7 protein-coding genes are annotated in these 11755 nt (G+C 74.1%); 4 read left to right on the forward strand and 3 right to left on the reverse strand.

Going from position 1 to position 11755, the window contains the following annotated elements:
* The first annotated feature begins 108 nt into the window (after nt 1–108).
* Entirely contained in the window at nt 109–1143 is a 1035-nt protein-coding gene (locus tag QRT04_RS11615; RefSeq protein WP_289455414.1) for a glycosyltransferase, read from the forward strand.
* Nucleotides 1140–2045 carry a glycosyltransferase family 2 protein gene (locus tag QRT04_RS11620; RefSeq protein WP_289455415.1) on the forward strand — a complete coding sequence of 302 codons (906 nt, stop codon included), beginning with the start codon at nt 1140–1142 and terminating at the stop codon, nt 2043–2045. Before QRT04_RS11615 ends, QRT04_RS11620 begins: the two co-directional genes overlap by 4 nt.
* Here the strand turns inward: QRT04_RS11620 and QRT04_RS11625 are convergent.
* The 3 genes from QRT04_RS11625 to QRT04_RS11635 are packed head-to-tail and all read right to left on the reverse strand — an operon-like array spanning nt 1944 to nt 5991.
* A complete protein-coding gene (locus tag QRT04_RS11625) occupies nt 1944–3653 on the reverse strand; it encodes a lipopolysaccharide biosynthesis protein (RefSeq protein WP_289455416.1) in 1710 nt (569 codons plus the stop codon). The genes QRT04_RS11620 and QRT04_RS11625 overlap by 102 nt on opposite strands.
* Nucleotides 3650–4921, reverse strand: coding sequence for a Coenzyme F420 hydrogenase/dehydrogenase, beta subunit C-terminal domain (locus QRT04_RS11630; protein WP_289455418.1), 1272 nt, complete (start codon nt 4919–4921; stop codon nt 3650–3652). The genes QRT04_RS11625 and QRT04_RS11630 overlap by 4 nt, the downstream gene beginning before the upstream one ends.
* The gene (locus tag QRT04_RS11635) at nt 4918–5991 is read right to left on the reverse strand and encodes a polysaccharide pyruvyl transferase family protein (RefSeq protein WP_289455420.1); all 1074 of its coding nucleotides are present in this window, start codon (nt 5989–5991) and stop codon (nt 4918–4920) included. The genes QRT04_RS11630 and QRT04_RS11635 overlap by 4 nt, the downstream gene beginning before the upstream one ends.
* A gap of 268 nt (nt 5992–6259) precedes the next feature.
* On the opposite strand from QRT04_RS11635, the gene QRT04_RS11640 reads away from it, so the two are divergent.
* Entirely contained in the window at nt 6260–6970 is a 711-nt protein-coding gene (locus QRT04_RS11640) for a hypothetical protein (protein ID WP_289455421.1), read from the forward strand.
* A gap of 254 nt (nt 6971–7224) precedes the next feature.
* The gene (locus QRT04_RS11645; RefSeq protein WP_289455423.1) at nt 7225–11709 is read left to right on the forward strand and encodes a PKD domain-containing protein; all 4485 of its coding nucleotides are present in this window, start codon (nt 7225–7227) and stop codon (nt 11707–11709) included.
* Nucleotides 11710–11755 lie beyond the last annotated feature (46 nt).

Here is an 11755-nt window from a genome sequence, read left to right on the forward strand (position 1 = left end):
AAATCGTCCCGCGGACCTGCCCGGATGCTAGCCCAGCGGCTAGCGTTCGGACCCGGACGGACGGGGTGAACCGGGCGTCGCGAGGTCGTCCAGCAGCGGGGAGGGAACGTGGCGGAGCCGCTGCTGAGGGTGCTCCAGTCGTTCCGCGCGCCACGTCCGACGACCAACCCCTACCTCGTGCAGCTGCGCGACTCGCTCGCCGAGCGAGCCGAGGTCGCGACGTTCGGCTGGGGCTCCGGGCTCCGCGGACGCTACGACGTGCTGCACGTGCACTGGCCGGAGGTCGTCGTCGAGCGCGGGTCGCGGCTGCGGCACTGGGCGGCGTGCGCCGCGTTCGCCGCGGTCGCCTGGCGCGCCTCGAGCGGGGGCCGCGCGCTCGTGCGCACGGTGCACAACGTCGAGCCGCACGAGCGGCAGGACCGCGCGACGGCCGCGGTGACGCGCTGGTGCGACGCGCGCACGACGTGGTGGATCCGGCTCAACGACCGCACGCCGGTGCCGGACACGCGGCGGGCGAGCACGGTGCCGCACGGTGACTACGCCGCGTGGTTCGCGCGGTACGACCGCGAGGCCGCCGTGCCCGGTCGGTTGGTGTACGCGGGCCTGGTGCGGCCGTACAAGGGCGTCGAGGACCTCCTCGACGCGTTCCGCGACGTGCCCGGCGACGCCGAGCTCGTCGTCGCCGGCCGCCCGACGACGCCGGCGCTCGAGGCGGACCTGCGCGCCCGCGCGGGCGCCGACCCGCGCGTGCTGCTCGACCTGCGGTACGTCGAGGACGCCGCGCTCGTCCGGTGGGTCACGTCGGCCGAGCTCGTGGTGCTGCCCTACCGCGCGATGCACAACTCGGGTGCGGCGCTGCTCGCGCTCTCGCTCGGCCGCCCGGTGCTCGTGCCCCGCAACGCCGTCACCGACGACCTCGCCGCGGAGGTCGGCGCGAGGTGGGTGCTCCGGTACGACGGGGACCTGGACACGAGCGTGCTGAGCGACGCGCTCGACGCCCTGCGCGCGGCCCCGCCGCACGGCGCCCCCGACCTGGCGGCCCGCGCGTGGCCGGTCGTCGCGGAGGGCCACCTCGCCGCGTACCGCGCGGCGCTCGCCGTCGCCCGCGGGTCGCGGGTCCCGGCGCGGGCGGCGGCGTCGTGAAGGTCGTCGTCGCGATGCTGACGTTCCGGCGCCCCGCCGACCTCGAGGTCGCGGTGCCGGCGTTCCTCGCGCAGCTCCGCCCGCTCGGCGCGCGGCTGCTCGTGGTGGACAACGACCCGGAGGGATCCGCGCGTGCGTTCGTCGACTCCGCCGGCCCGGACGTCGCGTACGTCCACGAGCCGCGCCCCGGCATCGCCGCCGCACGCAACCGAGCGCTGCTCGAGGCGGCGGGCGACGACGTGCTCGTCTTCGTCGACGACGACGAGCGGCCCGAGCCGGGCTGGTTCGACGCGCTGCTCGCGACGTACGCCGCGACGGGCGCCGACGTCGTGGTCGGCGCCGTCGTGTCCGAGTACGAGCTCGACCCGCCGCGGTGGGTCACGCAGGGTCGGTTCTTCGACCGGCGGCGGCTGGCCACCGGCACGCGCGTCGACGTCGCCGCGACGAACAACCTGCTGCTCGACCTGGCGACCGTGCGGCGGCTCGGCGTCGGGTTCGACGAGCGGTTCGGGCTCTCGGGCGGCAGCGACACGCTGTTCACGCGAACGCTGCACGCACGCGGCGCGCGCATGGTCTGGTGCGACGAGGCGGTGGTCGTCGACCGCGTCCCGGCCGACCGGATGACGCCCGAGTGGGTGCTGCGCCGTGCGCGGCGCAGCGGCAACTCCGCGAGCCGCGCCGAGCTCGCCCTCGCGCGCGGTGCATGGTCCCGGGCGCGGGTGCGCGCGCGCTACCTCGCCCGTGGCGGGGCGCGCGTGGCGGGCGGCGCGGTGCGGGTCGTGCAGGGGCGACTGACGCGGTCAGACGTGACGGTGCTCGTCGGGCGCCGGCACGCGAACCGCGGGCTCGGCATGGTCGGCGGCGCGCTCGGCCACGTCGTCGTCGAGTACGGCCGCGGGTAGCGCGTCGGGCAGGTCGACCGTCGCGGGCTCCGCGACGAGCGCGTCGACCACCGCCTCGACCGCCGCCTCGACCGCAGGAGCCGCCGCGGTGGCGTCCGAGGACCCGGCGTGACCCGACGCGCCACGACGCGGTCGGCGAAGCGCCGCCCGGACGGCGCTGCGGACGGTCGGCACGTCACGCCGCAGCGCGGGGACCGCGAGGATCACGAGCGCCGCGACGGCGAGCCCCGCGGCGACCCCGGCGACGAGCTCCACGATGCTCGGGGCCGACCGCAGCGCCCACGCCGTGCCACCCGAGCCGAGGCCCGCCGCGAGACCCACGACGAGCACACGCGCCGCGCCGCCGTACAGCGACCGTACGGGCAGCCGCGTCACGCGGTTCAGCCACCACAGCGACAGCGGCCACGCGAGCATCGGCGCGAGTGCGTATCCGGCGGCGACGCCGACGACGCCCCAGATCGAGCCGCCGACGACGCAGACGATCCGGATCGCCGACGACACGAGCGTGTAGTGCAGCAGCTGCTTCGTCAGGCCCCGTGACAGGTACACCCAGTACCCGACGTACGCGAGCGTCTGGAAGATGCCGGCGACGGCGAGGAACCGCAGGATCGGCGGCACCTGCGACCACGCGTCGCCCAGCAGGATGTCCACGGTCGGGACCGCGACACCGGCCAGCACCGAGAGCCCGAGCGTCACGGGGTAGGCGAGCATCAGCTGGCCCGTGCGGACGATCTTGTCGTACTCCTTCGAGTACCCGGCGCGGGCGAGCACGGGCAGCGCGACGGTCGTGCTGGGGGCGCGCACCTGGTTGAGCGGGTTCATCAGCAGCTGGAACGCGCGGTTGTAGATGCCGAGCGGCGTCGCCCCGAACCGGTGGCCGATGGTCAGCGCGTCGACGTTGTTGGCGAGATAGCCGACGAGCTGCGAGCCGAGCAGGTTGCCGCCGAACCGGTAGAGGTGCCGCATCGGCACGGTCCGGTCGTAGCGCGACGGCAGCCACCGCGCGGCGAGCGCGCAGCCGATGAGGGCGACGACCGCGACGACGAGCTGCTGCGCGACGAGGGCCCAGTACCCGGCCCCGAGGCTGGCCAGCACCACCGCGAGCACGAGAGCGCTGCCGGGCGCGACGACGTCGATCGTCGCGACGACCTGGAACCGCATCGACCGCACGAGGTCGGCGCGCAGCTGCGTCATCATGCCGTTGAGCAGGAACGTCACCGCGAGCGCCCGTGTGATCGGCACGAGCTCGCTCTGGTGGTAGAAGGCCGCGACCGGCTCGGCGATCGCGAGGACCGCGAGCCCGAGCGCGAGGCCGATGGCCGTGTTGGTCCAGAACAGGTTCGACCGCTGCGCGCGCGAGAGGTCGGGCGCCTGGATCGCGGCGGAGCTGAGGCCGAAGTCGCGCAGGGTGTCGCCGATCCCGACGATCGCGAGCACCATCGCGACGAGCCCGTAGTCGCGCGGCTCGAGCACGCGCGCGAGCACCACGACCGAGAGCGTCTGGATGACCAGGCGTGCCGAGAGCCCGAGCCCCGTCGAGAGCGCGCCGCGGGCCGCGTGGCTGGCGAGGTTGCTCGTGTCGCGCTCCGGCGCGGCGCCGCGGCTCACGAGCGGGCCGCCGATCGCGACCGGACGCGGCGGAACGTGCCCCGCGCGGTCCGCACGTTCTCGCGCGCGTTGCGCCCAGCGAGCCGGAGCAGGCCGAAGCCGCGGTACCGCGGCACGCGGGCGCCCGCGAGACGCGTCCCCGTGAGCCGGCCGAGCAGCGTGCGCCGGCGCGACCGCTGCAGCGGCTGGACCGCCACGACGTCGGCCGCCGTGACCGGCGTCGCGACCAGCACGCCGGCCGTGATCGCCCGCTCGACGACGTCGAGGCCGCGCGGCGTGCGTGCCACGAGCGCGCTCCAGCCGTCCGCGTCGTCGAACACCGGGTACCCGCGCTCGTCCGCGTGCCACAGGTCGCCCGCGCTGACGTCCGCGCTCTCGCCCGTGCCGTCGGGGCAGAGCTTGCACCGCCACTGCACGGTCGGCCCGAGCGCTCCGCCCCAGGACTCGTCGTAGCTCGCCGAGACCTCGCGGCCGTCCGCCGCGCGGGCTGTGAACCGGCCGGGCCAGCCGCGCCCGCGGTACCAGAGGTCGTCCAGGGGCGTCCCGGGCTCGAGCCCGAGCTCCGTGACGAGGTCGTCGGTCGCCGTCTGCGCCGGGGTGCCCGCGCAGAAGAAAGAGAGGAGGAGCGGCGCGGGCTCGCCCCTGGTGCGCGCGAGCGCGCGCAGCGCGACGGCCTCGCACGGCTTGCCGATCGTCGCGCCGCGCGGGTCGAGGGCGTCCGGGTGGGAGCCCACCGCGACCGGCGCGTAGCGCGACCCCGCCGACGCGAGTGCCTCCGCGCGCGACCGGATGACGACGGGCACGGTGCGGCGCGGCTCGTCACCGGCGCGCGCGCCGACCACCTGCGTGACCTCGCCGCGCTCGACGAGCCACGCGGCGAGCGCCGTCAGCACCCCGCCGCTGCTGCCGCGCCGGCGGATCTCGGGGTCGGCCGCCGCGGCGCGCCAGGCGCCGAGCACCGGGCCGAGGGTCGGGTGGTACGGGACGCCGGAGTGCCGCTGCGCGGTCACCGTCCAGCCGGGGCAGACGGTGCGGAACGTCGCGGCCGCGTCGGGCGTCGCGACCGGCGCGGAGCCGACCGTCGCGGAGCCGACCGTCGCCGATCCGGCCGCCGCGCCCCCACCGGCGGCGGTGCGGCGCGGGCGCAGGTACCCGCGGCCGTCGATCGCCATCTCGAGCCCGTCGTCGAGCCGGGTGCACGCGCCGCAACCGCTGCAGAGCCCCGCGTCGACCACCGACGCGACGAGCTCGTCGAGCGTGCGCGTCACCGTGCCGCCCGCAGCGCGTCGACGGCCGGCGCGAGGAGCGCGGCGGTGCGCTCGCGGACCGCGGCCACGTCGCCCTCGAGGTCAGCCTTGGCGAGCGTCGTCACATCGTGCACCGGCGCACCCGACGAGCGCAGGTCGACCACGTGCCGCCAGCCCAGGTCGCGCAGCAGGGGCTCGAACTTGCGCGAGTACGCGAGGGGCACGGCGGGAGTGCCGGTCGAGAGCGCGTTGAGGCACGCGTGCATGCGCGAGCCGACCACGAGCCGTGCCGACGCCGTGACCTCGCGGACGTCCTCGAGCGAGGTCGGCACGACCACCTCGACCGCGTCCTCGCCGACGAGCCGGGCGACCTCGCGGACCGCGGGCACGTCGTCGTCGCGGCCGACGCCCTCGAGCACGTGCGCGAGCAGCGCGACGCGCCGGCCCGACGCCAGCAGCTCCCGGCACAGCTCCTCGACGGTCTCGCGGTAGGCCACGTGGTCGACGTGCGGGTTCGGCTGCCACAGCAACCCCGAGACGTTGAGCACCACGTCCCGCGTCCGCGCGACCGCGGGCACGGGCAGGGCGAACACCACGTCGGTGGCGAGCACGTCGACGGGCCGGCCCAGGTCCCGCGCGCACCCGGCGCTCACGGAGTCGCGCGCCATGACGACCGACGCGCGGCGCAGCGACCGGCGCGCGAGAGCGCGCCCGCGTCGCGTGGCGAACGGGCCGATGGTCTGCGGGCCGAGCACCACCGGCGTCCCCGCCGAGACGGTCAGCTCCGCCAGCGTGCTCTGGTTGGTGAGCCGCCCGAGGCCGTACACGTCGGCGAAGCTGTCCCCGGCGCGCGTGTCCACCGCGAGGTCGAAGCCGCCGAGCCACTCGCGCATCGCCGACCGGCCGAACCGGGCGCGCAGCAGGCGCCGCGTGTCTCCGACGGGCATCGGCGCCGGGCCCTTGCCGTACTGGAGGTGCGCGACCTCGGCACCGGGGAAGGCCTGCTCCACGAGCGCGTGCGTGCCCTGCGCGAGCGCGCGCACGCCCAGGTTCGACGAGTGGTCGTCGGCCCACAGCACCAGAACCCGCATGCCGCTCCTCCCCAGGCGTCCGCGACGTCCGCCGAGGGTCCGGGCACGGCTGCGCGCACGGCTCGACGGGAGACTCGGAGTCTAGGAGCGCGCCCGGGCGATTCGGGACATTCGGGACGAGAGATCACCCGGACGCGCCCCGTTCGGAGCACCCGGAGCGCGGCCGGGTGATCTCTGGCCGCGCGTGGGTCCGATTCGTGCCGCGACGTCCATACTGGCGCGGACCGGTGGCCCGTCGGGCCCGCCGACGGCAGCCCAGGGGGATCGCATGAGCGCTTCGCAGACGTCCGCGCCGGCGCCGCGCTCGCGCCGGGCCTGGTGGTGGGCCGCGGCCGCGGCCGTCGTCGTCGCGGCGGTCGTGCTCTGGCTCGTGCTGCACGGCGGCGCGTCGGACGCCGCGTCCGGGGGCGGCACGCCCTCCGCGTCGGGGAGCACGTCGGCGTCCGCGCCGGCCGCGTCGACGAGCCCCTCGTCGGGCCCGGCCGCGACGCCCGGGGCCACCCAGGGCCCGACGCCCAGCCCGTCGAAGGTCGCGCCCTCGCCCGAGCCGTCGGTGTCCGTCCCCGTGCCGCCCATCGACAACCGCAAGCCGACGCAGGCGCCCGCGCACGCGTCCGCGACCTCGGCGGGAGTGACCGTGCGCGTCACGCGCTTCGCGTCCGTCACGACCAAGGGCACGGGACCCGGCGAGCTGTCCGGCCCGGGCGTCGCGGTGACGATCGAGCTGCGCAACGACGGCTCGACGACGTTCGACGCGTCCGCCGTGACCGTCTCCGTGTACGCCGGTGCCGCGGGCACCCCCCTCGCCACCGTCGACAGCGACCCCGCGAACGCGCCGGTGGCGGACGTGCCGAAGGGGGCCACCCGGTCCGGCACGTACGTCTTCCGGGTGACCGACCCGAACGCGGTCTTCGCCGTCTTCGTCGACCTCGCGCCCGACGCGGCGCCGATCGTCTTCCAGGGCCTGCGCCTGAGCTGAGCCCCCCGCGCGGGAGGTCCGCCGCGCTGGGCTGGACGGTTGTCCGGGGCACCGTCGACGCGGTCGCGTGACGCGGTCCGGACCCCCGCTGCGCGCGCCTGCACCCACCTAGGTGAATCACCCTCGGCCCGCGGGTGAAGTCCCGGCAGGCGGGGAAGCGATGGCCCGAAACGCGTATAACGTCCGATTTGGTCATTTCCGAACCGCTTCGGAACCAGAGCCGCCGCGTCCCCGGCGAGAGGGTGAGGACCCCTGTGTCCACCAACATGATCAGGCCGCGCCGCCTGGTCGCGGCCGTCGCCGCGGCGGCGCTGCTGACCATCGGGTTCGCGGCGCCGTCGTTCGCCGACACGCAGCCCGCAGACCCGTCGGACCCCACGAGCCCCGCCACCGTGGCGGCCGACGGTCTGCCCACCGTGCAGATCGACGGCGTCATCTGGTCGCAGGTGACCGTGGGCGACACCGTCTACGCCGCGGGCAGCTTCTCGACGGCCCGCCCGGCCGGCTCGGCCGCCGGCGTCAACACCGTCGCGCGGGCCAACCTCCTGGCGTTCAACATCAACACCGGCGCACTCATCACGAACTTCGCGCCCGTGCTCGACGGCCAGGCCCGCGCCATCACCGCCTCGCCGGACGGCAAGCGGATCTACGTCACGGGCGACTTCAGCCACGTCGACGGCGTCTACCACGTGCGCGTCGCCGCGTTCGACACGGCGACGAACACCATCGTCCCCGGCTTCAAGTCGACGCTCGGGTCGGCCGGCCTGGCGGTCGCCGCGTCGAACACCACGGTGTACGTCGGCGGCAACTTCAAGTCCGTGGCGAGCACCACGGGCGGCACGCTGATCCCGCACACGTACCTCGCCGCGCTCGACGCCAACACCGGAGCGGTCACGTCGTTCTCGGCCGACGCCGACGCGCCCGTCACGTCGCTCGCGTACTCGCCGGCGGCGGACAAGGTGTTCGTCGGCGGGCGGTTCACGCAGCTGACGAGCAACGGCACCGTCTCGTCGTTCTACGGGCTGGCCACGGTCGACCCCGCGACCGGCGCCGGCATCCCGCTGCAGGCGAACACGTACATCCGCGACGCGGGCTCGCAGTCGGCCATCCTCAGCCTCACGGCGCAGGGGCCCGACGTGTTCGGCACCGGCTACCACTTCGGCACCGGCGGCAACACCGAGGGCGTGTTCCGCATCGACGCCGCGAGCGGCAACCTCGTGTGGGACGCGGACTGCCACGGTGACGGGTACTCGTCGTTCATGACGGGTGGCGTCGTGTACCTCGCGACGCACCAGCACTACTGCGGCAACATCGGCGGCTTCCCGCAGCCCGACCCGTGGGTGTTCCACTACGCCACCGCGTTCACGTACGTGCCGACGGGCACGAACAAGGCCGACATCTACGGCTACCCGGACCACGTCGGCCAGCCGGCGCCGTCGCTGCTCACCTGGTACCCGAGCTTCTACTCGGGCTCGTACACCGGTCAGAACCAGGCCGGCTGGAGCGTCACGGGCAACGACAAGTACGTCGTCTTCGGCGGTGAGTTCCCGGGTGTCAACGGCAAGGCGCAGCAGGGCCTCGTGCGGTTCGCCGTCTCGAGCCTCGCGCCGAACAAGCGCGGCCCGCAGCTCAACGACATGTACGGCAACCCGTGGAACGTCTCCGCGAGCTCGCACATCCAGGGCCAGGTCCGGGTCTCGTTCCCGACCACGTGGGACCAGGACAACGAGACGCTGACCTACAACGTGTACCGCGGCTCGACCAACACCGCGCCGATCGCCACCAAGACGGTCACGGCGAAGTTCTGGTTGCCGCAGACCCAGGTGGTCGTCGACAACAACCTGCCGTTGGGGAGCAGCCAGACGTACTTCGTCACGGCGACCGACCCGTTCGGCAACAAGGCGACGGCACCCGCCGTCACGGTGACCGTCAACTCGACCGACACGCTCAGCTCGTACGGCTCCGCGGTCTACAACGACGGAGCGTCCGACTGGTGGCGGCTCGGTGAGCCGTCCGGCTCGGGCGTCGACGACTGGGCCGGTGCGCTGCCGATGGTCGCCAACAGCGGCGTGACGCGCGGCATCACGGGCGCGGTCGGCGGTGACTCCAACACGGCGTCGCACTTCGACGGCACGAGCAACGGCTTCGCGGCCACGCAGACGCCGATCCCCGGGCCGAACACGTTCTCGATCGAGGCGTGGTTCCGCACGACCACGACCGCGGGCGGCAAGATCGTCGGCTTCGGCAACGCCAACACCGGCACGTCGAACAACTACGACCGCCACATCTACATGGACACGAGCGGCAAGGTCTACTTCGGGGTGTACCCGGGGTCGTCGCAGACGCTGCAGACGTCCAAGGCGTACAACGACGGCAAGTGGCACCAGGTCGCCGCGAGCCTCGGCCCGAACGGCATGCAGCTGTTCGTCGACGGCGCGCGGATCGCGTCCCGTGCCGACGTGACGTCGGCGCAGGCCTACTCCGGGTACTGGCGGATCGGCGGCGACTCGCCGTGGTCCGGCGCCGCGTTCTTCAACGGCGACATCGACGACGTGTCGATCTACCCGACGCCCCTGACGCGGGCCCAGGTCGACGCGCACTGGGTCGCTGCGGGCAACACGTCGACCATCCCGCCGGCCCCGGCCGACGCGTACGGCGCCGCCGTGTACAACGCCGGCCCCGACCTGTACTGGCGCCTCGGCGAGACCTCGGGCACGACGGCTGCCGACTCCGGCCCGTCGAGCAACAACGGCTCGTACAAGGGCAACGTCACGCGCAACGTCACGAGCGGCGAGCTCGTGCCGACCGGCAACAAGGGCGTGTCCTTCAACGGCAACTCCAACAACCTGGTGAGCAGCGTCAACTCGTTCACCAACCCGTCGACCTACAGCGAGGAGCTGTGGTTCCGCACCAGCACGACCACGGGCGGCAAGCTCGTCGGCTTCGGTGACGCCCAGACGGGCACGTCGGGCAGCTACGACCGCCACGTCTACATGGAGACCGGCGGCCAGCTGACGTTCGGCGTGTGGACCGGCCAGGCCAACACGATCACGACGTCGACCGCCTACAACGACAACAAGTGGCACTACCTCGTCGCCACGCAGTCGGCCGACGGCATGAAGCTCTACGTGGACGGCGCCCTGCAGGGCACCAACCCGCAGACGCAGGCGCAGGCCTACACCGGCTACTGGCGCATCGGCGGCGACACCACCTGGGGTCCGCAGCCGTGGTTCAGGGGCTCGATCGACGAGTTCGCGATCTACCCGGTGGCCCTCACGGCCAACCAGGTCGCCGCGCACTGGGCGATCGGCACCGGCGGCGTCCCGAACCAGCCGCCCGTCGCGTCCTTCACGAGCACGACGACCGACCTCACGGCCCACCTGACGTCGACCTCGACGGACGGCGACGGCACGGTCGCGAGCTACCTGTGGACGTTCGACGACGGCACGTCGTCGACCCTGCAGAACCCTGACCACACGTTCGCCGCGGCCGGCGACCACACCGTGACCCTCGTGGTCACGGACGACGACGGCGCGACGAGCAACCCGGTCTCGCACACCGTGACGGTCACGGCGCCGAACCAGGCCCCGACCGCCGACTTCACGGTGAGCAAGGACCAGCTCAAGGTCACGGTCGACGGCAGCGGATCGAGCGACCCCGACGGGAACGTCGCGTCCTACCGCTGGACGTTCGACGGCAACGTCTCGGCCTCGACGGGCTCGACCGCGAGCTACACGTTCCCCGACACGGGCACGTACACCGTCACGCTCCAGGTGACCGACGACCAGGGGGCGACCAGCAGCGTCGTCAGCAAGCAGGTGAGCGTCACCGCGCCGCCGCCGAACCAGGCCCCCACGGCCTCGTTCACGGTGTCGAAGACGGACCTCAAGGTCGACGTCGACGGCAGCGGGTCGAACGACCCCGACGGGAACGTCGCGTCCTACCAGTGGTCGTTCGACGGCACGGTGGGCGGCGGCTCGGCCGCCACGGCGACGCACACGTTCGACACCGCGGGCGACCACACCGTCACGCTCGTGGTGACGGACAACCAGGGCGCGACGAGCGCGCCGGTCACCAAGACCGTCACGCTCACCGCACCGACCGGCCCGCAGACGTACGCGGCCGACGCGTTCGGTCGGACCACGGCCTCCGGCTGGGGCACGGCCGACACGGGCGGCGCGTACACGCTGAGCGGCTCGGCGAGCCTGTTCAGCGTCAACGGCGGCGTCGGCAAGATGACCGTCAACCCCGGCTCGACGCCCAAGGCACGGCTCGACGGCGTCAGCGCACGGGACGTCGACATCACGACGGACGTCGCGTTCTCGGCCCTGTCGAGCGGCACGCTGCGCGCCCTGGTCGCCGCCAGGACGAACGGCACGACGAACGACTACACGCTGTCCGTCCGCGTGGCGACGACCGGAGCGATCTCGCTGCAGCTCCTGACGCACGTCGCGGGCGTCGAGACGGCCGTCGCGACGGCCAACGTCCCGGGCGTCACGTACGCCGCGGGGCAGACGCTCAACATCCGGTTCCAGGCCCAGGGCAACGGCTCGACCGCACTGCGCGGCCGGGTGTGGACCGCGGCGACGGAACCGACCACGTGGCAGATCACCGCCACGGACAGCGCGGCCTCGCTCCAGGCGGCCGGCGGCGTCGCGCTCAGCGCGTACTCGCCGAGCTCCACGACGGGCGCCGTCACGGCCAGCTGGGACGACTTCGCGGTCAAGTCGTCCGCCTGACCAGCAGCACCGAGCGAGCGGCGTGGGCCGCCACGGGTCCTCGACA

This window comes from Cellulomonas alba, assembly GCF_030362835.1.
Lineage (GTDB): Bacteria > Actinomycetota > Actinomycetes > Actinomycetales > Cellulomonadaceae > Cellulomonas > Cellulomonas alba.

Coding starts and splice junctions, on each gene's coding strand:
- QRT04_RS11635 (WP_289455420.1), bottom strand. CDS start 5,991: ATGCGGGTTCTGGTGCTGTGGGCCGACGACCACTCGTCGAACCTGGGC.
- QRT04_RS11640 (WP_289455421.1), top strand. CDS start 6,260: ATGAGCGCTTCGCAGACGTCCGCGCCGGCGCCGCGCTCGCGCCGGGCC.